Source organism: Sinorhizobium sp. KGO-5, from assembly GCF_036245905.1.
In the GTDB taxonomy this organism is placed as follows: Bacteria; Pseudomonadota; Alphaproteobacteria; order Rhizobiales; family Rhizobiaceae; genus Sinorhizobium; species Sinorhizobium meliloti_A.
The window spans coordinates 870,641-892,733 of the sequence record NZ_BDIZ01000002.1; the positions used below are offsets into that span (position 1 = coordinate 870,641).

The following is a 22,093-nucleotide window of genomic DNA, read 5'->3' on the forward strand; positions in this document are numbered from 1 at the left end:
CGCAAATTGCCACTGTCATACTCCAGTTAAGGCACCCGGTCAGGTGCAACTATACCGCCTTCATTCTCAAGAATGTCGATGCGTTTAGCTTCTGATCCAGTAAATTTCAGGCGCACACCAATGCCGGCGCCATTGTCAGGAATGAAGACGGCGCCGGCTCTTTCCAGAGCCGATTGCAAGGCAAACATTTCATCATCACCCGGTTTGTCGAGCTTGCGCTCAAAACGAAGCACGGTTTCCACGCCCACGCCGGCAGATATTGCGAGACGCTCGGGCGAGAGGTCGGTAAGTGCACGTGCCGCACGACATTGGGAGCCAGTGATCATGGTTATTCTCCTTTTCTACAAACAAGACCGCCCCAGCATCGGGGCGATCAATCGTAGCCATTCGGCCAGCAAGGTGGCGAATTTGCCACGCTCGAGCTGATCGGGGAAAGGATCCCGACGCCAGCGATAATCGTTCTCTACTTTATGCAAGAAGGCTTGACGTCTCGGAGGAACGGAGGACTTCGCTTTCCGCCCGATGTTGAGTAACCGCAAACACCGTCAGCTTGTGCCCCCTATCATCCCGTCCGCTCCAATCCATGGTCTGACCGGCGGACAAGCCGAGAAGGCCAGTTCCGATGGGGGTCAGGATGGATATCCTGCCTTCGGAAATATCTGCGTCTATCGGGAACACGAGTGTCACTGTTCGCCCATCAACGGTGTCAGCTTCATACTCAACCGTCGATCCCATTCGAACGACATTCGGAGGCCCCGAGGTGCCCGCAACCACGAGTGCGCGTTCGAGCTCAATCAAGAGACCATCGGAAACCTCGGGAAGGCGATCAGCCGCAGCAAGAGCAAGTTTATTCAATCGCTGGTGATCCGTCTCGCCAATCACGATCGAAGGCTTTTGTGAGTTCTGGAGGTGCTTCTTCATTTCCGTTCCTCAGTGTTCATCTTAGTGCCACCGAGTGCGCGACATTGGTCCGCCATGGGATACCGTTGACCTGCCTTGCCTCGATCATAAAAATCGCCATCACCTCCTCGGGGGATTGGGCCAGCCGGAGCCCCTCCCTGATCAGCGGCCCGCGCACCATACGGAATAGTCGCGACAGCGCAGGCAAGAAGGTACGAGCCTCAGAGCGGGGCCAAAGCACGGTAAAGACGAGATCGACGGGATCGCTGTCGGGGGTGTTAAAATCTATCGGAGGAGCCAGTCGCGTAAATGACGCTACAGGCGACGAGATTGAGCGCAGCAATGCGTGCGGGACGGCGATGCCACGGCCGATGGCGGTTGAGCCGAGCCGCTCCCGCCTCCAAATGCTCCGAAGAATCGCTTGGTCATCAAGCCCAGTTCCTCGCGCAAGTTTGACAGCGATCCTGGACAGCGCCGAGTGCTTTCCCTTTGTCGCAAGGTCAAGAGTAATATTTTCTTCTGACAGGTTGCCGAACGTCATCATGGTTGCCTCTAGGCCGATACGCGCGAGCGCAAACGAACTGCGTTTGGCACGCCGTCTGCTGCGCTTATTGATTGAATCGAGGATGTGGCTGACCCGGACGCGAAGCCGGTAGAGTTCACGTCCGGGCTAGAGGCCTGCTTTGAGGCGTTGTGGCTCTCTCTGTGGTGCGAAAGTATTCATAGGAACTAAAACATGGGGACGGAATTTTCGAAATCAAGCGCGCGGCTAGGACGTGGATCGCTCTGAATTCGTGTATATCTCGCGTTCAGTAGACTTCCGGCCATCAGAGGGCGGTGAGGCCGAAAATTCGGAGGGATGCAGAAATACTGCACTGAAATGCCAGTTTATTTCATTGGACTAATATTACCGCCTGGTTCTTGAATGGCTGCACGCGACAGGTCGTACGAGCAGCCATTAGCCGCCGGAATTTCCGCGATCTCGGCTTTGAACGGAGAAAAGGATCTCCCCGATGAAAAAACTCTTCCTCGTTCCTGTTCTGACACTGGCCAGCACGCTTGGTGCCATGGCGGCGGATGAAGCCGCAAAGGCGCCGCCGGCCGCCCCTTATCAGCAGGTCAGCAAGCTGGTGAAGTTACCCGATTTCCTCCCCGGCATTGGCCAGCTCTTCTTCGATCCGGCGACACTGCCGGCTGGTCCGTTCCTCGCATATAATCATGACGGAAAGCTTGTCAGCACGATCTACATGCTGCCGACCAAGGATCTCAATCCGGACAGGTCGTTCGATAATCTTGCAGCGCCCGGAGGCAGCGTCGACCATGTCGACGTCTACTACAATGCCGGCCATCCAGGCGTGGAAGAGCCGCATGTCCATGTCGTCCTGTGGCATGTTGCAACTGCCGGCGAAGCGAGCGTCGCCAAATGAGTGTCGCGCGGCGTGAAGTGCTGGGTCTCGGTGGCGGGCTCGTCGCCGTCCTTTCCCTGTCCGGGCGGGACGTATGGGCCGAGGAGGTAGTGGAGATCCGGATGAAAGGGCGCGCCTATGGCTCACATGCCTGGTTTGACCCGATCGGTCTCCTGATCAAGCCGGGTCAGATGGTCCGCTGGACAAACACCAACCCCGGCAATTCGCATACGACGACCGCCTATCATCCAGCAAACTTCGGGAGGCCGCGGCGCATTCCTGAAAGGGCTAAGTCCTGGGATTCGGACTATCTCCTGCCCGACGCGAGCTTCTCGGTAACCTTCACCGAGCAAGGAGTTTATGACTACTATTGCGTTCCCCATGAGCTGGCGGGAATGGTCGGACGCATCATAGTCGGCGAACCAGAACCGCATGGCGGCTGGATGGAGGCGATCGCTTCAGGGAGCGGCCTACCGGATCAGACCCTCAAGGCGTTTCCAACGGTCGAAGAAATAATGGCAAAGCGGATAGTCCGGCGGGTTTAGAGCCCCCGCGTTTCGACGCTGGCCAGCCAACGAGCGAACAAATGAGTCCGATGGCGAAGGGACCGTAGTCCGCGCACCGGCAACCACGAGGGGCTACCATGACAGACACTGCGTTTCGGGCAGACCTGCAGCCGCAGGCGGGAAGCAGCGGCGGGACAGTGGCAGCCAAACAGCGCGAAGGCGCAATGCGTCGGCTTCACTCCTTGGGCGAGATGACCGGCGGTATTGCCCATGATCTCAGAAACATCCTGGCGATCGTTGACTCCGGCCTGAGGCTCGCCGCACGAAGAGCCGACCAGCCGGAGAGCGTGCGCGCCTATATTGCCGCGGCGCAGGAAGGCGTCGACCGGGGTGTCGCATTGATTACGCAGTTGCTCGCTTTTGCAGACCATAGGGAACTCGACCTCAGAGTGCGCGACCTGAACGCGTGCGTCAGCGCTGCCGCGCCATTCCTTAGATATGGTGCTGGACCCGACGTCCGCGTCAGGTTCGAGCTGGGTTGCGACGTACCAAGCTGCCAGATCGAACCAACGCTTTTCGACGCCGCGGTTCTTAATCTTGTCCTCAACGCTCGCGATGCCATGCCAGGCGGCGGCGAGATTTGCATCGGAACGGAGCGGCTGGTTGAGCCCGACAGTGCGCCTGGCCTGCCGGCGCCGGGAACCTATGCCCGGCTTCGCGTCGACGACCACGGCTGCGGCATACTACCGGACGTTCTGCAAAAGGTGCTGGACCCGTTCTTCACGACCAAGGGCGAGAACGGCACCGGAATGGGATTAGCGCAGGTGCGCGCCTTCATGCAGATGGTCGGGGGTCATCTCCGAATTGCCAGCGAGCGAGGCACCGGAACCACAGTCGATCTGCTATTTCCATCGACCGACGCGGCCGCTTAGGCCTCGATGTTGCCTTCGGAGATCGCGCGCAAGCCGGCAAGCGCCGGTCCCACAACACTCTCGTCGGCATTTGCCGACCTCACCGAGTAAATCGGATAGGAGAATTGCGGCATGTCGGGTACGAGATGGAGCTCACCCGCCGCTAAATGGGGCTCCACCGCGCTCATCCTGAAGTAACCTGAGCCGCCGCTCGCAAGGACATAGCTAAGTGCCAGCGGACCGAGATCGAAGGCGAGGTCCGGTGCGACATCCGGGAAATTCATGTCGTGTTGTCGCCCGAAATCCGGCCCCCAATCCATGTAGACGTAACTCGTCTCCTCAAGGCGCTTCGATTCCGGATCGGTTGTCATAAGCACGAGCTTTTCTTCCATCAGCAAATCGATCTGGAGGCCGGGGCGAATTTGGGGCGCATACATGATCGCCACATCGACCATCCCCGAGGCGACCTGATTATTCAAATCCTGGGGCACGTCGACATGGACGCGAAGCGAGATATCCGGAAGGGATTGACGAATCCATCTGACCCAGTTCAGCAGGAGTGGTTGCGCAAGCGTGACTTCGCTGCCGACCGTCAGCACTGCTCGGCGCCCTGCCGGCACTTTGACCTGTTGACGAGTGCGATGCCATAACTGGACGAAAGTCGGCGCGTGGCGCAGGAACTGCTCGCCCGCCGGGGTAAGAGACGCGCCACCCTTGTTCCGAACGAACAGCGGCCGGCCAAGCAGTTGTTCGAGGTGGCGAATCCGCGCGCTGACCGTGGTCTGAGCAACATTCAAGCGCTCCGCGGCGCGAATAAAACTTCCGGTTGAAACTATTTCCAGGAAAGTACGGGCGAGCTCAATATCCATTTTGATATAGCATAAACGTTGCTCTTAAATGTCAATCAAATTCGTTTGCTATATATTAGCTCGTCCGTAAGAGTGGGTGGAAGCCGCCAGGCGAGCGCGGAATGCGTAACCAGTCTCATGAGCTCGGCGTGGCTAGGCAGGCAGTGAGCACTGCGCCGAGGTGTTACCGGACAAGCCGGTTGGCTTGGCAGACAACACGTACTAACCGACAGCCATGACCGACGGCCAAGTCGATCCTCGGCGACCTCGACACCTCTCGGTAGGCATTTTATCGATGTGCCAGCAAGATCTCCTTGATGACAACAGCATCGTTGTGCTTCTCGTCGCGCGCCGCGTAGACAAGTGTGATCGGACCGTTGAGCGCCAGGTTGCGCAACCGATCAAATTCCTCGCGATGCTCCTTGATCTCCTCGGCATACCGCCGGCGGAATTCCTCCCATCGGGAGGGATCGTGAGCGAACCATTTCCGCAGCTCGGTGCTTGGCGCCAGTTCCTTCGCCCAATAGTCAATTGCCGCATCGGTCTTGCTCACTCCGCGCGGCCACAGACGGTCAACCAGGACACGCTTGCCGTCACCGTCCGTCGGACTCTCATAGGCACGCTTCAGTTTGACGTTCTTCTCGAAGATTTTGGCGCTCATGCACGTCGCTCCTGCCCTGCCTTCACGGAGATAGGGCGCGCAATCACATCTGCTACGGCCCAATCGACTTGAAGACGGCGTTGCCCACGGATCACGCGACTATGACAGGAGAAAAGTGATGAAGTTCTTTGTCGACACCGCCGATATTGCCGAAATCCGCGGGCTAGCCGCGGTAGGTGTTGTAGACGGAGTGACCACGAACCCCTCGTTGGTCGCAAAGACCGATCGACCGATCCGGGAGGTTGTCAAGGAGATCTGCGAGGCGATCGAGGGCCCCGTCTCAGCGGAGGTCACCGCGACTGATTTCGACGGCATGGTCACCGAGGGGGAGCGCTTGGCCAGCATAGCTGCGAATGTGGCCATCAAGGTGCCCTCCACCTGGGATGGGTTCAGGGCTTGCCGGGCACTCTGCGAACGCGGGCTGAAGGTCAATGTTACCCTCTGCTTTTCAGCCAACCAGGCATTACTCGCGGCAAAAGCCGGTGCGGCCTATATTTCCCCTTTCGTCGGCAGGCTCGAAGATATCGGCCTCGATGGCATAGACGTCGTCCGGGAAATTCGGGCGATCTACGACAACGACAAATCCTTCAATACGCAAGTTCTGGCTTCCTCAATTCGCACGCCGCGGCATGTCACGCAGGCTGCAATGGCGGGCGCCGATATCGCGACGGTGCCACCGGGAGTGCTTAGGAAGCTGGCCAACCACCCACTCACGGAACAGGGGCTGGCTTCCTTCCTTGCCGACTGGGGCAGGACGGGTCAAGCCATTCGTTAGTTATCCTGTTGCCGTTTGTCCTGACCGGTCCAGCAGAAAAACTGCACACAACAGGCGATTAAATTCGTTTGCTTCATAGGCGCAGCGGTAACAAGCTGCCGTGGTGAGATCAAAAGACCCGACCTGCAAAGGCGCTATCAGCAGTCACGGCGAAACCCCATCTCGATACCGAAAGGAGATACGAATGGCTCCTGTACACACAAGCATGAGTGGGCCTGATCTGGCGCGCGGTATCAGGCTTGCCGATCTTCCCGACGGCAGCAAGCTCGTCGGCCATTGCGGCGATGCGCAGGTGTTGCTTGTGCGCCGCGGGGCCGAGATCTTCGCCGTCGACGCGCATTGTACTCACTACAATGGCCCGCTCGGCGACGGACTGGTTGATGGCGACAGCGTCCGATGCCCATGGCATCACGCATGTTTCAGCTTGAGGACCGGGGAGGCCCTGCGCGCGCCCGCCTTCAGGCCGCTGGCATGCTGGTGGTTGGAACAGCGCGAGGGGCATATCTTCGTCGTTGGCAAGCGCAAGCGTGCAGAAGCGGCAACAAGCGAGCGTCCTGTCGAAGCAATGCCCGAGAAGATCGTCATCGTCGGTGGCGGAGCGGCCAGCTTTTCCGCCGCTGAAATGCTGCGGCGCGAGCAGTATGCCGGCAGCATTCTCATGCTCAGCGACGACGAAGCGCCGCCTGTCGACCGGCCGAACCTTTCCAAGGACTACCTTGCCGGCAAGGCGCCGGAGAGCTGGGTTCCGCTACGGGGGGAGAGCTATTACTCCAAGAACCAGATCGACCTGCGTCTCACTACGAAAGCGGTTCGCATCGAGCCGCAGAACCGCGAGGTCATCCTCGCTGGCGGAGGCTCGATCGCCTATGACTGGTTGCTGCTTGCGACCGGTGCACAGCCGGTTCGCCTGACGATTCCGGGTGCCGACCAGCCCCATGTTCATACGTTGCGCTCGCTCGCCGACTGCCGCGCCATAATCGAGCGGGCCGCGACGGCCCGCCGGGTGGTCGTGCTTGGAGCGAGCTTTATCGGTCTCGAAGTCGCCGCGGCCCTGCGCGCTCGCGGTATCGAAGTCCATGTCGTCGCCCCCGACAAGCACCCGATGGGGCGGGTCCTGGGTCCGCAGATGGGCGACTTCATCCGGACCCTTCATGAAAAGAATGGCGTCGTTTTCCACCTCGAGGAGACTGCTAGCAGCATCAATGGAAGCGAGGTGAAACTGCGCAGTGGCGAAACGCTGGCCGCGGACCTCGTGGTCGCCGGCATCGGCGTGCGGCCACGCACGGAGCTCGCCGAAACGGCAGGGTTGGCAACGGACCGCGGCGTCGTCGTGAATGGTTTTCTGGAAACCAGCGAACCGGGGATCTTCGCGGCCGGTGACATCGCGCGCTGGCCGGATCCCCATAGCCGAGAGAACATCCGCGTCGAACATTGGGTGGTGGCCGAGAGGCAAGGGCAGACCGCGGCGCTGAATATGCTCGGCCGGAGCGAGAAGTTTGCAGCCGTGCCGTTCTTCTGGAGCCAGCACTACGACGTCAGGATCAATTATGTCGGCCATGCGGAGCGATGGGACGAGATCATGGTCGAAGGCGACATCTCGGGCAGGGACTGTCTGCTGCGATTCAAGCGCGACGGACGCGTACTGGCTGCCGCCTCGATATCCCGCGACATCGAAAATCTGATGACCGAGGTGGCGATGGAGCACGAAACGGCCTTCTGATGACGAGGCGGGCGCCGAACGCTCGCACGCGACAGCGATGAAGAGGAGTTGAACTATGTCAACGTCGCCCGACCGCAACCCGCCTCCCGGCGTGCACACGCCCACGCCCGCCAGGCATTACTCGAGGTCAATCATTTTCATCGACGAGATCGCCAAGCATGAGCCGCACCCCACCTCGGTCGAAATTTTCTCACACGATGGCAACAAATGGTACTGCCAGGTCCGCTGCGGCGAACAGAAAACTCAGCCAATGGGGCCCTTCACCGAGCGACAAGCGGAGCGAGTTCAGGAGGCCCGCAGGTCGAGGATCGCAGAAAAGGGCACCGCGTGGCTCGTCTTCGAGCGAACCGGAGAGGATTGGTGATGAGGCAAGTTACGCGAGTTGCAGTAAAAAAATCCTGGCCCGAACGGAAACGCCACGTCCAGAAAGCCTTGCGTTGAGTGTGACCAGCGTTCGTCTAGGGAAGCGACGCAGCGCGGATAGCGCATCGGCTGTCTATCGTCTGCTGGCTGCAGAAGACCCGGATTTCGTCCGACATTCGCGACTCCCCGATGACGTCGTGACGATAAACAGTCGCGTGACCTTCTGCGTTGATGCAGGTGTCCCGAGAACAGCTAATCTGGTCCGCAATGAGAGCCTGGACTTTCCTAATTACACTGTCTCGGTAGGGTCGCTTTTGGGGGTAGGGCTGCTCGGCTTGAGAGCGGGTCGGGCAATTGCCGTGGACACAGAAAAGGGTAGCTTACAGAAGATCAACGTGATCCGGATTGATTTTTAAGCTCTTGCGTTTCCAGGTACCCCAATGGTGATCACCTCGACGTTATGCCAAGGATCCCGTTGGGATCGCAGTCAGGATGTCCCCCAAGGATGAGGAGGCCCGCTAGCGACGATCGGCATCCGCACCGCAAGCCCGATCCATTTCGGGGCCGCCTTGATCATCGGAGTCCTGGGGTTCGTCTCGAGCGTCGCGCTGGCAAAGTTCCTTATGCGCGCGAGATGATCGAATGACGCATGCCGAGATTTTGCCCGCGTGGGCGCCGTTGCTAACGGCTTTCCTCGTGCTTCTCGGCGCCGGGCTGACGCTGATCGGAGCCATCGGAACCCTGCGGTTCGGTGCCTTTTTCGAGCGCGTGCATGCACCGACCCTCGGCACAAGCTGGGGAACCAGAGCCATCGCGCTCGCGTCGATCGTCTGTTTTTCTGCGTTGGGTTCGAGGTCTGTGGCGCGAGATCCTGATCGGCGTCTTCATCGCCATTACCGCGCCAGTCACCCTCATCCTCCCGCGCGGCCCTCTATCGGGACCGGACCGAAGGGATCAAGGGCATTCCGGCACGATCAGTCATGCGGCCTCCGCAAGGAAACGACCGGCCGGGCGGGGGTTGGAACCGGCGGTGACGAGCCGCCGCCGTCTGCGCCAGAGAGAGACGGCTAGCGCCCGTCAAGCAAGTCCGGCCCGCGAGCGCCGTGTCGGCTCGAGCTGCGGATTCGCGCGAAGTGCAATTGTCTAGCCAGCGTCCAAAGGCCGCATCTCGACCGATGGAATCCTATACCTCAAGTGACCATATCGAAGTCATGACTACTTCACGTCGACACAAGAAATACCTGGTCCTCTCAGCGTCTCTTCTGACGCGACCGTAACCCCGAGCGGCTCGAACGCAAGCGTTCGCCGCCTCGGGGATCCCCTCTCACATAGACAGTCTGGCACGCGGCTACGCGCGTGCGGCGCTCAAGCGGGCGCCGCCGCGTCTGCAGGCCGCTGATGCTTCCCGAACGCCCGTTCGCCGCGTCGCTTCTGCGGACCACGCGACCGGGCCGATCAATACTGCTCATGGAGGGCAACAATGTCCGCACACGAACACTCACCAACCGAAGTCCGCCAGGATCCGACGCTGCGCAGTCCCAGGGTGACTGTCACGGGATTTTTTCTACGTGCGCTGCAACGCCGGCAGCGCAGGCGGGCGGCCGCCGCGCTTCAAAACCTCGACGACAGGCTGCTCGAGGACATTGGTATAACGAGAAATGACATCCCGCGGATTGTCGAAGGACTCTTCCGGCCGTCGGGACAGGTACAGGCGGAATCTCCGGCAACTGTCTCGCAGCCCGTCGGCCTAGTATCGAAAAGCGGCCTGAATGGCTGCCGCGCGTCAAGGCCAGCGAGGCATCGCGCCGTACGGTGGCCTGCTGGAGGCAACGATGGATAGGACAACGAAAGCGATCATCGCGGTGGGCATCTTTGGCTTGATGATCGTCGCTTTCGCGATGCTCTGAGACTGGGCCAGACTTTCCGGCGAAATTTCGTCGGCTGTAAACGATAGGTCCATAGGCCAGGTGGATGTCATGTGCATGGAGACTTTCGCCAGGATTTCGAGGCTTGCCGGGGAGGGACGAGTCCTTTCCCGGAGCAGGCTCTCTAGCCTCGAATTCCGTTCCCGAGGCGCCTCGCGGCGCCGCACGAAATGGAGCAAAGCATGAGAAGATTCCGTTCAAGGCGCTCCTGCCTTTCCTGCAGCCGTTAGGTAGCAAGAGCGGCCGTCCGGTGCCCTTGGTGGATGGCCTCGGTTGTCGTGCCTGCGGCGTTTACGGACCCACCGGGACCGCGCCCTCGTCCATCGGGCCGTGCGACCTAGTCATTGTTAAAGGGTGGTCCGGTCCGCGTTTCCCGAGCCTTGCATTTCGCCCGGACACGAAATCTGCTGCTGCGGACAGAGTTTCTGAAGAAAACATAGCCAGTCCGGATCAGGCGCGATGGCTAAATGTGCAGAATGATGAAGACCAGTATCGCTATGGGGAGCGCAACGCACAGGGTGAGAAGCGTATCGCGGCCAACGGCTTCGCTGCGGCTGCGCGCATTCGGGTCAGGACGACGCATGCTCGTGTCCTCCGTTTTATTTGTTGTATTTTACCGCCGTTCTCGATGAAAATCACGGAGACATGTATCCCGTCAGCCGCCGCGGTTGATCTTGACGGAAGGACAGAGTGGTGACCGGATCATTCCCGACACATTGCTCGATGCGCTGACAACGCCGAAAGGGATGACGAGAAGGCCGAACAACAGTACCATCTAAGGCATGGTGCGATCGTCCAGGCCGCGGTTACAGTGGTGCTCGTGTCCTATTCGAACAGTGTTAGCGGCCTGCCAGTATCTCTACCGCGCAACAAAAGCAGGTGAGCCGTTCTGGCGGACCTTCTGGACCGGCGGTCCGGCACATCACGGCTTCCTGCCCACGACAAGGCAGGTCGACGTGCCATGCGCGTAGATCCGACCTTGAGCGGCCTCGATGCAGCCTTCCAGCGTGATGACGGTCCGGCCGCCGGACACCACGTGGCCGGTCACACGCATTTCGCCGGAGTCGGCGAAGATCGGGGACAAACTTGGCGGTGGTTTCGTGCGACGGGCAGGTTTCGCCGACCGAGAGCGTCGTCTGGGCGGCAAGCGCCATGACGGTGTCGAGCATCATCATGATCCAGCCGCCGTGAACCGTATTCGTCAGGTTAGAAAAGCGCGGCTCGGGCGGGCCAGCAGCCCGACCTTGCCTTCTTCCGGAGGGAGCAAGGTGAACGGGAGTATTTCCGCCATCGGTGGTCGGCGGATGCTCCCGTCCGCCAGTTTCGCAATGAGCTCCAGCCCGGAGCAGAGCTCCTGGTCGGCAGTTGCGCTGTGCGCTTCGGCCGGACGCATCGTCATTGGCGAGCTCCCGGTTCTCTATCCCCCGCAGACGACATCAGCACGCTCTCGGCGGCCGCCTCCAGGAACCGCTTCGACATCTGCTCGTCGTTGACAGCGCGCGAGAGGAGCACCGCACCGACCATCGTCGACAGAATGGCCATCGCTTTGCCGTCCGCCTCCTCGCTGTCGGTCGCGCCAATCCAATTACCGAGCATTTCAAGGTATTCCCTGATCCCGGCTTCAAATGACGCTTTCACGCCGACGCCTTGCCTGGCAGCATCCGAGCCGAGCGCAACGACGGGGCAGCCGTCCATCTTCTCTTCTCGATGTGCCATGCTGAGATAGAATGCGACCACCGCGCCAAAGGGATCCTGCGGATTGGCCGCGGCAGCAGCGGACCATCGACGAGAGGCGCTCTCCAGCGCCCGCCTGGACGCCTGCGCCGCCAGATCATCCTTGGATTCGAACTGCTTGTAGAATCCGCCTTGGGTCAGGCCGGCTCCCTTCATCAGATCCTTGAGCCCGATGCCATCAAAACCGTGCTTTCGAAAAAGCCGGCTCGCCACATCGATGACCGCTTCGCGATTTGCCTCCGCCTTGGCGCGACTAACTCTCATGTTCGACCTCGCAATTAGATTTCACTTGACATCTATACCGCGTTTAGATTTAGATCGCAATCCAAATAGAGGCGGCACCCGCCAACAAGGGTCATCGGACATGAACCGCAAATTTCTTCTCACATCGATCGGCCTTGTGGCTGCCGCCGGGGGCGCGGCGTTCGCCTTCGTTTTCGAAACGCCAGCACGGCATGCGGAGGCCCCAGACTCCCGCCTCGCGTCACCGCTTGTAAGAATGGCTGAAGCCACCAGACCGGTAAGCGCCGAGCGGGCCTTTACAGGTACGATCGCCGCCCGAGTGCAGAGCAATCTTGGCTTTCGCGTATCTGGCAAAATCGTTGAGCGAATGATCGACGTCGGTCAGCAGGTCAAGGCGGGTCAAGCTCTGATGCGCATCGGACGAAACCGATTTGCGTCTTGCGCTGACTGCCAAGCGCAATGCGGTCGCGGCGGCCCGCGCGGTCCTCGTTCAGGCAAGCGCGGACGAGAGGCGCTATGCCGCTCTTGTCAAAGGCGGAGTCGCTGCTACTCCCCAGCGTTACGAGCAGGCCAAGGCGGCGCGCGACACCGCCGCGGCGCAACTCGCCGTCGCGGAAGCGGAAGCCAAAGTGGCAGAGAATGAAGCGACGTACTCGATTCTTGTGGCGGATGCGGACGGAACGGTGGTCGCGACGCTCGGCGAACCCGGACAGGTCATCGCGGCGGGACAGACGGTAGTCCAACTCGCGCATGCAGGCCCGCGCGAGGCCCTGGTCGCGCTACCCGAAACCGTTCGTCCCGCGATCGGATCGGACGCCGAAGCAAGTGTCTATGGAAGTGATGGACGGCGCGGAAGAGCGCGTCTGCGGCAGATTTCCGATGCCGCTGATCCTCAGACCCGCACATACGAAGCGCGCTACGTGCTCGATGGTGACGCCGCCTCGGCGCCGCTTGGTGCGACGGTTACGATCAGCATCCTAAACGGCGAAGGGAAGTCGGAGGTCGCGGTGCCGGTCGGCGCCGTGTTGAATGACGGCAGCCGGACGGGGGTTTGGGTTGTCGATCAAGCTTCTTCCACGGTGCGCTTTGTTCCGATCCAGATCAAACGACTCGGTGAAGAAACCGCGTCTGTAACCGGGATCGAGTCTGGGGAGCAGGTCGTCGCCCTCGGGGCGCATCTCCTCAAAGACGGCGCGCCCGTCAGGACCGAGCTCAAGTCGGAGGTGTCCAACCGATGAGCTTCAATCTTTCCGCGCTCGCGGTTCGCGAGCGAGCCGTCACCTTGTTCTTCATTATTCTGCTGGCCGCTGCCGGCGTCTACGCGTTCATCAGTCTTGGGCGCGCGGAGGATCCCTCTTTCACCATCAAGACCCTGACGGTCACTACCGTATGGCCAGGCGCTACGGCGCGGGAAATGCAGGATCTTGTCGCGGAGCCGCTCGAAAAACGCATCCAGGAACTGACCTGGTACGACCGCGTCGAGACGACGACAAGGCCGGGCTACGCCTTTCTGACCGTCACGCTAAAAGACAGCACGCCGGCCACGGCTGTCGAAGAGGAGTTCTATCAGGCGCGCAAGAAGTTGGGGGACGAAGCCCGCAACCTGCCTTCTGGCGTCTTCGGCCCTTTCGTCAATGATGAATATTCGGACGTGAGCTTCGCGCTTTATGCGCTAAAGGCCAAGGGTATGCCCATGCGCGAGCTTGTGCGGCAGGCAGAGATGATCCGCCAGGATCTTCTGCACGTGCCGGGCGTCAAAAAGATCAACATTTTGGGGGAGCGGCCGGAACAGATCTTTGTCGAGTTCTCGTATGCTAAGCTCGCGACCCTTGGCATTTCAGCACAGGACATCGCTGCGGCTTTGCAAAGGCAAAACACCGTGACGCCGGCAGGCTCGATCGATACACGTGGGCCGCAGGTCTTTATCCGGTTCGATGGCGCCTACAACAGTGTGCAGGCAATTGCCGACACGCCGATCGTCGTTGCCGGACGCACGTTGAAACTCTCTGATTTCGCGGAGGTGCGGCGCGGCTATCAAGACCCCGCGACCTACATCATCCGCCATGAAGGCGAGCCCGCCATCATGTTGGGCGCGGTGATGCAGCAGGGCTGGAACGGTCTGGAACTCGGAAAGGCGCTCGAAGAAAGATCTGCCGCGATCGCACAGACGCTGCCGCTCGGTATGACGCTCGCCAAGGTCAGCGACCAGGCCGTCAACATCGACGCCGCGGTCGGCGAGTTCATGCTGAAGTTTGCGATGGCGCTCGGGGTTGTATTGCTCGTGAGCCTGCTCAGCCTCGGTTGGCGTGTCGGGATCGTCGTGGCACTGGCCGTTCCGCTGACGCTTGCCGTCGTCTTCCTCATCATGCTGGAAACCGGCCGGTTCTTCGATCGCATCACACTCGGCGCTCTTATCCTGGCGCTCGGCCTTCTCGTCGACGACGCCATCATCGCCATTGAGGTGATGGTGGTGAAGATGGAAGAGGGCATGGACCGCATCAAGGCGGCCGCCTATGCCTGGAGCCATACGGCAGCGCCGATGCTCTCCGGTACACTCGTGACCATCATCGGACTAATGCCCGTTGGTTTCGCCAGATCAACCGCCGGCGAGTACGCCGGCAACATCTTCTGGGTCGTGGGCTTCGCGCTCATCGTTTCCTGGATCGTCGCGGTGATCTTCACGCCCTACCTCGGCGTCAAGATGCTGCCGGCGATCAAACCAGTCGAGGGCGGCCACCACGCTATCTACGACACGCCGAATTACCGGCGCTTGCGGGGGGTCATCAAGTTTGCCGTGCGCCACAAGTTCGTCACGTGCGCGGTCGTCGGCGTCGTCATGGCTCTTTCGGTTGTTGGAATGGGAGGGGTGAAACAGCAGTTCTTCCCGACGTCAGATCGTCCCGAGGTGCTGGTCGAAGTCCGCATGCCCGAAGGTACGAGCATCGAGACGACGACAGCCGCGGTCGAGAAGGTCGAAAGCTGGCTGCAAAACCAGCCCGAGGCAAAGATCGTCACCAGCTATGTCGGGCAGGGCGCTCCCCGCTTCTTCTTTGCGATGGCACCGGAATTGCCGGACCCGGCTTTCGGCAAGATCGTTGTGCTCACCCCTGACTCTCACGCGCGCGAGGCTTTGAAGCTGCGCCTTCGGGCTGCCGTTTCAGACGGGCTGGTTCCCGAAGCCTACGTCCGTGTCACCCAGCTTGTGTTTGGTCCGTATACGCCGTTTCCGGTCGAGTTCCGCATCATGGGGCCGGATCCTGCGCAATTGTACCAGATCTCCGAGAAAGCCCTCGAAATCATGAAAGGTGTACCGGACGTCCGTCAGGCAAACCGCGACTGGGGCAATCGTACGCCCGTGCTTCGCTTTGTCCCCGACCAGGACCGGCTCAATCTGATTGGCCTTTCGCCGGCTGAGGCAGCCCAGCAGATGCAGTTGCTGCTGAGTGGCATTCCGGTGACGCAGGTTCGCGAGAACATCCGCAACGTGCCCGTCGTGGCACGCAGTGCTGGCCAGAGCCGTCTCGATCCGGCGAGGCTCGCCGACTTCTCGCTGATGAGCAGGGACGGCCGTCAGGTTCCGCTCGATCAGATCGGCCATTCCGAAATCCGGTTTGAGGAACCGATCATGAAGCGTCGCGATCGAACGCCGGTCATCACGATCCGAGCGGACATCAACGAGGCGACGCAGCCCCCGGAGGTCTCACAGCAGATCATGAAAGCACTTCAGCCGTTGATCGCCTCGCTCCCCGTCGGATATCGCATCGAGATGGGTGGAAACATCGAGGAATCGCTCAAGGCCAATGTCGCGCTGGTCAAAATCTTCCCGGCCATGATTGCCGCCATGCTGATCGTCATCATCCTCCAGGTTCGCAGCCTCTCAACGATGACCATGGTCATGTTGACGGCGCCGCTCGGTCTTGCCGGGGTGGTTCCGGTGTTGCTCCTCTTCAATCAGCCTTTCGGCTTCAATGCCATTCTCGGATTGATAGGACTGGCGGGAATCCTGATGCGCAACACCTTGATTCTGACCGAACAGATCAAAGAGAACCAAAAGGCGGGCCTCGACGACTATCACGCCGTTATCGAGGCGACGGTACAGCGGACACGCCCGGTTATCCTGACCGCACTTGCCGCCGTCCTTGCCTTCATTCCGCTTACCCATTCGGTGTTTTGGGGATCGATGGCCTATACGCTGATCGGCGGCACGGCGGTCGGCACGGTGATGATCCTGCTCTTCCTTCCGGCACTGTACGCGGCGTGGTTCAGGATCAGGCCGACTGCAGATGACATCCATGAGGAGCCGACTGGGGAGCCGGAATTGCGAATAGCAATGGCTGCTGAGTAGCGTCTGTCGCGGGCTCGATGGGCTTGCCCGAACGCGAGCTGGGCCAGCCTCGCGACTCTACCGCTCGCAGAGGCGACACGGCCGGACCGTTTCGTTCATCCAATCTGGGGACATCTATGGATTATCCGAACCGACCGGGGGCAGATACCGAGCGCATGCGGGCGCGCATCCTGGAGGTGGCGGAGGAGCACTTCCGCCGCATAGGCCATCATAAGACTTCGGTAGCCGACATTGCCTCCGAACTCGCCATGAGCCGGGCGAACGTCTACCGTTTCTTTCCCTCGAGGGATGCAATCAAGGAATCCATCTGCAGGCAAGTCTTGAACGGCACCGCCGAGGTCGCCCTTACCATCGCACGCAGGAGCGCGCCGCCCTCGGTGAAACTCGAGGAACTGCTGACCGCCGTTCACCACCACAACAAGACGAAACTGCTCAACGACAAGCGCATGCACGACCTGATTGTAGCGGCCATGCAGGAGAACCGGCCGGTCACCAAGGCGCATGCTGAGCAGATGGTGACGATCTTCGAGACAATCATCCGCGAGGGCATCGAAACGGCGAGTTCGAGATCGAAGATCCCGCCGAAGCGGCGCGCGCAGTAAAGACCGCATTCATGCCGTTCTTCCATCCGGTTCTGATCGAACACCGCCTTCGGCACGGAGAAGATACCGAAGCGGGCCCGCGTGAGCAAATTCGGTTCATCCTAAAGGCCCTCGGAAGGTCCGACCATGCCCGCTGACCAGCCCGATGCGGACCTAGCCGCCTCAGGATCCGACAGTCGGCTTAGGGTCGAACTTTCGCCTCAGCAGACCAGCGAGCGGCGATTCGAAGCGAAGCGCCGCCCTTGAGTGCTACAACTCAACCTGCTCAGAAATGGCTAAGGCGTCGTCGACCTCTATCCCGAGGTATTGCACGGTGCTCTCCAGCTTTTTGTGGCCGAGCAAGAGCTGGACGCGCGCAGGTTCCCTGTCTTCTTGTATATATGAGCCGCTTTCGTCCTCCTCATCGAATGCGTGCCGTAACGCTTCGGATCAAGCCCGATGCTCGACACCCACCGCTCGACGCTACGGCCATACTGCCGCGTCGAACGATGCGGCTTGCGTGCACTGGGAAACAGATAATCCCTTTCACTGAGCCGGCCATGTCCAATCCAGGCACCGACAGCATCCCGCGTTTGGTCGGCAGTACGAACTGCACTGGTCGGCCTGCTTTTCGTTGCACGATGATTGCCCGCTCGCGAACCCTTCCGGAAATTGCAACATCGGCAACGGAGATAGGTTGAGAGTACTTCGAGAAGCGACTATTCGGATGGATAGCGGCCCTTTGCCTTGCTCATTTGAACGAGCAAGTTGCGCCACAGTGGGGTGACCGGGTTGGCTTCCGGTCGCGGCGTGCTCGCGTGATCGATGTCTACTCGTGCTTCTGCTGGCCACTCCGAAGCGGAAATGTGCGGAACCCTGTGCACATTAGCCTCGGAAGAAGGCGTTTTAGGACACGTTTCGTCGCTCGACGGTGAAATGTGCGCGACGTCTGATGGTAGTGTCCATGCCATCGCTCATGGGCGCATGTCACGGCATAAGACGCAGGGAGGCACATGTCGCAGGACGGTGGAGGCCGAGTTTTGGTCGCGGAGCGCAACCCGTTGGTGATTGCCGCTCTTCGCGGACTTTTTTCCGAAAATGCCAGGTTTTCCATGGTTGATACGGCGCGGACATCGGCCGAACTTTGCGAGAAGCTTGCCTCAGTCGAGACGGACTGCGTGCTGCTCAGTTGGCAGCTCGACGATGCCGAGGCGCCCGAGGTGCTCGCCGATCTCGGCCGGCTCGGGCTCGACCCCCGGATCGTTCTCTTCGCCGACACCAGCAATCCTTCGGTCGTCAACGAGACGATCCGGCTTGGTGTCAACGGTCTCTGCTACCAGTTCGAAGATCCTGAAATCCTGTTCGCGACGCTCACCGCCGTAATGCAGGGTCGGATCTGCATTCCCTATACGGTGCTCTCGAAAATCTCGAACACGCCGTTCCAACAGCTCACCTCTCGGGAAAGCGAGCTGCTCGGCATGCTGGCCAATGGTTGGACCAATATTCAAATCGCCGCCAGAACAGGCATTTCCGAGAATACCGTGAAATACCACCTCAAAAATCTGTACGACAAGCTCGAGGTGCGCAATCGCGCCATGGCGGTCGCCCTTTACGCCAAGGAGCGCCGGCGCAATCAGGAGTGACTACCTGCGGGTAGTCTTCCCCTACCCATCTCCTCCAGGCGACCACCCGTCAGGGCCGCGCTCGCGCTGCCCGTCCGGCATTCTTTTCTGCCTGAGCGAGTGTTGTGCGGGCATGCCCCGAAAGGCAGCTTTGGTGCCGAGGAAACGCCGTCCGCGGAAGCAGCCATTGGAGGAACGATGTCAGGCTACAATCATCTCTTCATTCCGGGCCCCACCAACATTCCCGAGCAGGTTCGCCAGGCGATGAACCTGCCGATGGAGGACATGCGCTCTCCACGCTTTCCGGAGCTCACGCTGCCGCTCTTTGCCGACATCAAGAAGGTCTTCAAGAACCAGACCGGTCGCGTTTTCATCTATCCGTCGTCCGGCACCGGCGCCTGGGAAGCGGCAATGACCAACGTGCTCTCCCCCGGCGACAGGGTACTGATGAGCCGCTTCGGCCAGTTCTCGCATCTCTGGGTCGACATGGCCGAACGCCTCGGTTTCGAGGTCGATTGCCTCGACCGGGAGTGGGGAACAGGCGTGCCGGTCGAGCTCTACGCCGAGCGGCTCGCCGCCGACAAGGCGCACCGGATCAAGGCCGTCTTCGTAACGCATAACGAAACCGCGACCGGCGTCACCTCGGATGTCGCCGCGGTGCGCGCCGCGCTCGACGCCTGCGGCCATCCGGCACTGCTCTTCGTCGATGGCGTCTCCTCGATCGGCTCGATCGATTTCCGCCAGGACGAATGGGGCGTCGACTGTGCTGTCTCCGGTTCGCAGAAGGGCTTCATGATGCCCGCCGGCCTCGGCTTCCTGTCTGTCAGCCAGAAGGCGCTCGAGGCGGCCAAGACCGCGCGCCACATGCGCTGCTACTTCTCCTTCGAGGACATGATCAAGACCAACGACACCGGCTACTTTCCCTACACGCCGCCGACGCAGCTGCTGCGCGGCCTCAGGGCCGCGCTGGACCTGATTTTCGAAGAAGGCCTGGAGACTATCTTCGTCCGCCATCATCACCTCGCGAACGGCGTCCGCGCAGCGGTCTCCGCCTGGGGGCTCAAGCTCTGCGCGACCGAACCGAAGTGGCATTCCGACACCGTCTCGGCGATCCGTCTGCCGGAGGGCATCGATGGGGTTGAGGTCATCCGCCACGCCTACCAAGCCTACAACACCTCGCTTGGCAGTGGGCTCAGCAAGGTAGCCGGCAAGGTCTTCCGCATTGGCCATCTCGGCTCGCTGAACGACGTCATGGTCCTGGGCGCGCTTTCCGCCGCCGAACTGACGCTGCTCGATTGCGGCGTGAAGATCGAAGCGGGCGCGGGCGTGGGTGCGGCGATCAGCCAGTTCCGTTCTGCCGCCGCCGCGTCGCCCGCCAAGGCAGCCTGAAAGGGAAGGAGAGGAAATCATGAGCCATACGATAAACCATCTCCGCCGCCTGCGGCTCCAGCGCAGCGAACTCGCAGTACCGGGCTCGAACCCTGAAATGATCGGGAAGGCCGTCAATTCCGACGCCGACTACATCTTCCTCGACATCGAGGATGCGGTGGCGCCGCCGGACAAGGAGCGGGCTCGCGCCAATATCATCGCAGCGCTGAACGAGATCGACTGGCGCGGCCGCGGCAAGACCATTTCGGTACGCATCAACGGGCTGGACACGCATTACATGTACCGCGACGTCGTCGACCTGATGGAGCAGGCCGGCGACCGGATCGACACCCTGCTGGTGCCGAAGGTCGGCGTGCCCGCCGACCTCTACACGGTCGAGGCAATGGTCAACCAGATCGAGATCGCCAAGGGCTACAAGACCCGCGTCGGCCTCGAGGCGCTGATCGAGACCGCGCTCGGCATGGCCAATGTCGAATCCATCGCATCCTTCGGCGGACGGCTCGAAGCGCTGCATTTCGGTGTCGCCGACTACGCCGCGAGCCTGAAGGCCCGTACGGTCAATATCGGCGGGCTCAACCCGGATTATCCCGGCGACCAGTGGCATTTCGGCCTTTCGCGCATGACAGTCGCCTGCCGAGCCTACGGTTTGCGCGCCATCGATGGCCCCTTCGGAGATTTCTCCGACCCCGACGGCTACAAGGCGGCTGCGCGCCGTGCCGCAGCCCTCGGCATCGAAGGCAAGTGGGCGATCCATCCGAGCCAGATCGCGCTCGCCAACGATATCTTCTCTCCACCGGAAAAGGAGGTCGACCGCGCCCTCCGCATCATTGAGGCGCTGAAGCTCGCCGAGAGCCAAGGCAAGGGTGCCGCATCGCTCGACGGCAAGATGATCGACGCCGCATCCGAGCGCATGGCCCGCAACGTGCTCGCCACCCACGAAGCAATCATCGCCAGCCGCTGAGGGAGACAGAGATGGACATTCACGAATATCAGGCCAAGGAACTTCTCGCCCGCTACCAGATCCATATCCCGCGCGGCGGCCTTGCCTATAGTCCCGAGCAGGCGGCTTATCGTGCAAGGGAGATCGGCGGTGACCGATGGGTGGTGAAGGCGCAGGTCCACTCCGGTGCGCGCGGCAAGGCGGGTGGTGTCAAGCTCTGCTCGTCCGACCACGAGATCGTCGAGGCCGCCGATTCCATGCTCGGCCGCACGCTTGTGACGCACCAGACCGGCCCGCAGGGAAAACTGGTCAGCCGCCTCTATGTCGAGGAGGCGATGGATATCGCACGCGAGATCTATATCGGCTTCGTGCTCGACAGAAAATCCGAGCGCATTATGATCGTCGCCTCGTCTTCGGGCGGCTTGGAGATCGAGGAGATCGCCGAGGCCGAGCCGGACTCGATCATCCGCGCGACCGTCGATCCCGGTGTCGGCATGCAGGACTTCCAGGCCCGCGAGATCGCATTCGGGCTCGGCATCGACAATGCCCTGATCGGCCGCGCCACGCAGACCCTGCTCGGCTGCTATCGCGCCTTCGTCGACTATGACGCCTCGATGCTGGAGATCAATCCGCTGGTCGTGACCCGCCGGGGTGACCTCGTGGCGCTCGACGCGAAAATGAGCTTCGACGAGAACGCGCTCTTTCGCCGGCCGCATATCTCCGAGATGCGCGACAAGAGCCAAGAGGATCCGCGCGAAACCTACGCGTCCGACCGTGGGCTCTCCTATGTCGGTCTCGACGGCAATATCGGCTGCATCATCAACGGTGCGGGCTTGGCGATGGCGACCATGGACATGATCAAGATCGCCGGCGGCGAGCCCGCGAATTTTCTCGACATCGGCGGCGGCGCCTCGCCCGATCGCGTGGCGAAATCCTTCCGCGCCGTGTTGAACGACAGACAAGTCGAGACGGTCCTCGTCAACATCTTCGCCGGCATCAACCGCTGCGACTGGGTGGCCGAAGGCGTGATCAAGGCTTTGCGCGAAGTCGGCGTGCCGGTTCCACTCGTCGTCCGCCTCTCCGGCACCAACATGGAAGAGGGCCGGCGCATCCTCGCCGAATCCGGCGAAAACATCATCGTCGCGGAAACGCTGGCCGAAGCTGCCGACAAGGCAGTCGCCGCATGGCGTTCGTTCACTGCCGGCAAGGCTGCTTGAGGAGCCC

General features: G+C 60.9%; 21 protein-coding genes and 6 pseudogenes. 18 read left to right on the plus strand and 9 right to left on the minus strand.

Features of this window, described 5'->3' with window-relative positions:
• Positions 1–26 precede the first annotated feature (26 nt).
• The 3 genes from BHD07_RS13420 to BHD07_RS13430 all read right to left on the minus strand — a co-directional run bounded on the left by BHD07_RS13420 (position 27) and on the right by BHD07_RS13430 (position 1,441).
• Positions 27–326, minus strand: a complete 300-nt coding sequence (locus BHD07_RS13420) for an XRE family transcriptional regulator (protein WP_324765209.1) — start codon at positions 324–326, stop codon at positions 27–29.
• 142 nt (positions 327–468) lie between these two features.
• Positions 469–921 (minus strand): nucleoside diphosphate kinase regulator, encoded by a 453-nt coding sequence (rnk, locus tag BHD07_RS13425; RefSeq protein ID WP_338280696.1) that lies wholly within the window; start codon positions 919–921, stop codon positions 469–471.
• A gap of 16 nt (positions 922–937) precedes the next feature.
• The gene (locus tag BHD07_RS13430) at positions 938–1,441 is read right to left on the minus strand and encodes a PTS sugar transporter subunit IIA (RefSeq protein WP_338280697.1); all 504 of its coding nucleotides are present in this window, start codon (positions 1,439–1,441) and stop codon (positions 938–940) included.
• A gap of 472 nt (positions 1,442–1,913) precedes the next feature.
• Between BHD07_RS13430 and BHD07_RS13435 the strand changes: the two genes are divergently transcribed.
• The 3 genes from BHD07_RS13435 (at position 1,914) to BHD07_RS13445 (ending at position 3,744) form a co-directional block, all read left to right on the plus strand.
• Positions 1,914–2,327 carry a DUF5602 domain-containing protein gene (locus BHD07_RS13435; RefSeq protein ID WP_338280699.1) on the plus strand — a complete coding sequence of 138 codons (414 nt, stop codon included), beginning with the start codon at positions 1,914–1,916 and terminating at the stop codon, positions 2,325–2,327.
• Positions 2,324–2,851 carry a plastocyanin/azurin family copper-binding protein gene (locus BHD07_RS13440; RefSeq protein ID WP_338280701.1) on the plus strand — a complete coding sequence of 176 codons (528 nt, stop codon included), beginning with the start codon at positions 2,324–2,326 and terminating at the stop codon, positions 2,849–2,851. The genes BHD07_RS13435 and BHD07_RS13440 overlap by 4 nt, the downstream gene beginning before the upstream one ends.
• 98 nt (positions 2,852–2,949) lie before the next feature.
• Entirely contained in the window at positions 2,950–3,744 is a 795-nt protein-coding gene (locus BHD07_RS13445) for an ATP-binding protein (RefSeq protein ID WP_338280703.1), read from the plus strand.
• Here the strand turns inward: BHD07_RS13445 and BHD07_RS13450 are convergent.
• Entirely contained in the window at positions 3,741–4,592 is an 852-nt protein-coding gene (locus BHD07_RS13450) for a LysR family transcriptional regulator (protein ID WP_338280705.1), read from the minus strand. The two genes, BHD07_RS13445 and BHD07_RS13450, sit on opposite strands and share 4 nt — an antisense overlap.
• A 268-nt stretch (positions 4,593–4,860) precedes the next feature.
• Complete coding sequence (locus BHD07_RS13455; RefSeq protein ID WP_338280707.1) at positions 4,861–5,232, minus strand: DUF488 domain-containing protein; 372 nt, start codon at positions 5,230–5,232, stop codon at positions 4,861–4,863.
• A 118-nt stretch (positions 5,233–5,350) separates the two neighbouring features.
• Between BHD07_RS13455 and fsa the strand changes: the two genes are divergently transcribed.
• The 8 genes and pseudogenes from fsa to BHD07_RS13485 all read left to right on the plus strand — a co-directional run bounded on the left by fsa (position 5,351) and on the right by BHD07_RS13485 (position 9,997).
• Entirely contained in the window at positions 5,351–6,007 is a 657-nt protein-coding gene (gene fsa, locus BHD07_RS13460; protein ID WP_338280708.1) for a fructose-6-phosphate aldolase, read from the plus strand.
• A 184-nt stretch (positions 6,008–6,191) separates the two neighbouring features.
• Entirely contained in the window at positions 6,192–7,727 is a 1,536-nt protein-coding gene (locus BHD07_RS13465) for an FAD-dependent oxidoreductase (RefSeq protein ID WP_338280710.1), read from the plus strand.
• Between the two features lie 55 nt (positions 7,728–7,782).
• Positions 7,783–8,091, plus strand: coding sequence for a hypothetical protein (locus tag BHD07_RS13470; RefSeq protein ID WP_338280712.1), 309 nt, complete (start codon positions 7,783–7,785; stop codon positions 8,089–8,091).
• A 196-nt stretch (positions 8,092–8,287) separates the two neighbouring features.
• A complete protein-coding gene (locus BHD07_RS31915; protein ID WP_445190490.1) occupies positions 8,288–8,506 on the plus strand; it encodes a hypothetical protein in 219 nt (72 codons plus the stop codon).
• Between the two features lie 102 nt (positions 8,507–8,608).
• Positions 8,609–8,728: pseudogene (locus tag BHD07_RS13475) on the plus strand (monovalent cation/H+ antiporter complex subunit F); the annotation flags it as partial.
• A gap of 4 nt (positions 8,729–8,732) precedes the next feature.
• Positions 8,733–9,124: pseudogene (gene mnhG, locus BHD07_RS13480) on the plus strand (monovalent cation/H(+) antiporter subunit G).
• 446 nt (positions 9,125–9,570) lie between these two features.
• A pseudogene (locus BHD07_RS31920) lies at positions 9,571–9,744 on the plus strand (DUF1127 domain-containing protein); the annotation flags it as partial.
• Between the two features lie 115 nt (positions 9,745–9,859).
• Positions 9,860–9,997, plus strand: a complete 138-nt coding sequence (locus BHD07_RS13485; RefSeq protein WP_324765222.1) for a hypothetical protein — start codon at positions 9,860–9,862, stop codon at positions 9,995–9,997.
• Positions 9,998–10,937: 940 nt separating this feature from the next.
• On the opposite strand, the gene BHD07_RS13490 is transcribed toward BHD07_RS13485, so the two are convergent.
• From BHD07_RS13490 to BHD07_RS13500, 3 genes are all read right to left on the minus strand, one after another.
• Positions 10,938–11,099: a hypothetical protein gene (locus BHD07_RS13490; protein WP_338280714.1), complete on the minus strand. Its 162-nt coding sequence runs from the start codon at positions 11,097–11,099 to the stop codon at positions 10,938–10,940.
• A 117-nt stretch (positions 11,100–11,216) separates the two neighbouring features.
• The gene (locus BHD07_RS13495; protein WP_338280716.1) at positions 11,217–11,414 is read right to left on the minus strand and encodes a hypothetical protein; all 198 of its coding nucleotides are present in this window, start codon (positions 11,412–11,414) and stop codon (positions 11,217–11,219) included.
• Positions 11,411–12,013: a TetR/AcrR family transcriptional regulator gene (locus tag BHD07_RS13500; protein WP_338280717.1), complete on the minus strand. Its 603-nt coding sequence runs from the start codon at positions 12,011–12,013 to the stop codon at positions 11,411–11,413. Before BHD07_RS13500 ends, BHD07_RS13495 begins: the two co-directional genes overlap by 4 nt.
• Before the next feature lie 100 nt (positions 12,014–12,113).
• Here BHD07_RS13500 and BHD07_RS13505 point away from each other — a divergent pair.
• From BHD07_RS13505 to BHD07_RS13515, 3 genes and pseudogenes are all read left to right on the plus strand, one after another.
• Positions 12,114–13,230 (plus strand): annotated as a pseudogene (locus tag BHD07_RS13505) (efflux RND transporter periplasmic adaptor subunit).
• Positions 13,227–16,337: an efflux RND transporter permease subunit gene (locus BHD07_RS13510; protein WP_338280718.1), complete on the plus strand. Its 3,111-nt coding sequence runs from the start codon at positions 13,227–13,229 to the stop codon at positions 16,335–16,337. The pseudogene BHD07_RS13505 and the gene BHD07_RS13510 overlap by 4 nt, the downstream one beginning before the upstream one ends.
• 155 nt (positions 16,338–16,492) lie before the next feature.
• A pseudogene (locus tag BHD07_RS13515) lies at positions 16,493–17,076 on the plus strand (TetR/AcrR family transcriptional regulator).
• A 112-nt stretch (positions 17,077–17,188) separates the two neighbouring features.
• On the opposite strand, the pseudogene BHD07_RS13520 reads toward BHD07_RS13515, so the two are convergent.
• Positions 17,189–17,612: pseudogene (locus tag BHD07_RS13520) on the minus strand (tyrosine-type recombinase/integrase); the annotation flags it as partial.
• Positions 17,613–17,931: 319 nt separating this feature from the next.
• Here BHD07_RS13520 and BHD07_RS13525 point away from each other — a divergent pair.
• The 4 genes from BHD07_RS13525 (at position 17,932) to BHD07_RS13540 (ending at position 22,086) form a co-directional block, all read left to right on the plus strand.
• Positions 17,932–18,561, plus strand: a complete 630-nt coding sequence (locus tag BHD07_RS13525; protein WP_338280720.1) for a response regulator transcription factor — start codon at positions 17,932–17,934, stop codon at positions 18,559–18,561.
• Positions 18,562–18,738: 177 nt separating this feature from the next.
• On the plus strand, positions 18,739–19,929 hold the full coding sequence (locus tag BHD07_RS13530) for an aminotransferase class V-fold PLP-dependent enzyme (protein WP_324765229.1): 1,191 nt from the start codon (positions 18,739–18,741) through the stop codon (positions 19,927–19,929).
• A 19-nt stretch (positions 19,930–19,948) separates the two neighbouring features.
• On the plus strand, positions 19,949–20,890 hold the full coding sequence (locus BHD07_RS13535; protein WP_324765230.1) for an HpcH/HpaI aldolase/citrate lyase family protein: 942 nt from the start codon (positions 19,949–19,951) through the stop codon (positions 20,888–20,890).
• Positions 20,891–20,901: 11 nt separating this feature from the next.
• Positions 20,902–22,086: a malate--CoA ligase subunit beta gene (locus BHD07_RS13540; protein ID WP_338280723.1), complete on the plus strand. Its 1,185-nt coding sequence runs from the start codon at positions 20,902–20,904 to the stop codon at positions 22,084–22,086.
• Positions 22,087–22,093 lie beyond the last annotated feature (7 nt).

Coding starts and splice junctions, on each gene's coding strand:
- BHD07_RS13470 (WP_338280712.1), top strand. CDS start 7,783: ATGTCAACGTCGCCCGACCGCAACCCGCCTCCCGGCGTGCACACGCCC.
- BHD07_RS13535 (WP_324765230.1), top strand. CDS start 19,949: ATGAGCCATACGATAAACCATCTCCGCCGCCTGCGGCTCCAGCGCAGC.
- BHD07_RS13435 (WP_338280699.1), top strand. CDS start 1,914: ATGAAAAAACTCTTCCTCGTTCCTGTTCTGACACTGGCCAGCACGCTT.
- BHD07_RS13525 (WP_338280720.1), top strand. CDS start 17,932: ATGTCGCAGGACGGTGGAGGCCGAGTTTTGGTCGCGGAGCGCAACCCG.
- BHD07_RS13420 (WP_324765209.1), bottom strand. CDS start 326: ATGATCACTGGCTCCCAATGTCGTGCGGCACGTGCACTTACCGACCTC.
- BHD07_RS13440 (WP_338280701.1), top strand. CDS start 2,324: ATGAGTGTCGCGCGGCGTGAAGTGCTGGGTCTCGGTGGCGGGCTCGTC.
- BHD07_RS13495 (WP_338280716.1), bottom strand. CDS start 11,414: ATGACGATGCGTCCGGCCGAAGCGCACAGCGCAACTGCCGACCAGGAG.
- fsa (WP_338280708.1), top strand. CDS start 5,351: ATGAAGTTCTTTGTCGACACCGCCGATATTGCCGAAATCCGCGGGCTA.
- BHD07_RS13455 (WP_338280707.1), bottom strand. CDS start 5,232: ATGAGCGCCAAAATCTTCGAGAAGAACGTCAAACTGAAGCGTGCCTAT.
- BHD07_RS13510 (WP_338280718.1), top strand. CDS start 13,227: ATGAGCTTCAATCTTTCCGCGCTCGCGGTTCGCGAGCGAGCCGTCACC.
- BHD07_RS13465 (WP_338280710.1), top strand. CDS start 6,192: ATGGCTCCTGTACACACAAGCATGAGTGGGCCTGATCTGGCGCGCGGT.
- BHD07_RS13500 (WP_338280717.1), bottom strand. CDS start 12,013: ATGAGAGTTAGTCGCGCCAAGGCGGAGGCAAATCGCGAAGCGGTCATC.
- BHD07_RS13540 (WP_338280723.1), top strand. CDS start 20,902: ATGGACATTCACGAATATCAGGCCAAGGAACTTCTCGCCCGCTACCAG.
- BHD07_RS13530 (WP_324765229.1), top strand. CDS start 18,739: ATGTCAGGCTACAATCATCTCTTCATTCCGGGCCCCACCAACATTCCC.
- BHD07_RS13485 (WP_324765222.1), top strand. CDS start 9,860: ATGGCTGCCGCGCGTCAAGGCCAGCGAGGCATCGCGCCGTACGGTGGC.
- rnk (WP_338280696.1), bottom strand. CDS start 921: ATGAAGAAGCACCTCCAGAACTCACAAAAGCCTTCGATCGTGATTGGC.
- BHD07_RS13445 (WP_338280703.1), top strand. CDS start 2,950: ATGACAGACACTGCGTTTCGGGCAGACCTGCAGCCGCAGGCGGGAAGC.
- BHD07_RS13430 (WP_338280697.1), bottom strand. CDS start 1,441: ATGACGTTCGGCAACCTGTCAGAAGAAAATATTACTCTTGACCTTGCG.
- BHD07_RS13450 (WP_338280705.1), bottom strand. CDS start 4,592: ATGGATATTGAGCTCGCCCGTACTTTCCTGGAAATAGTTTCAACCGGA.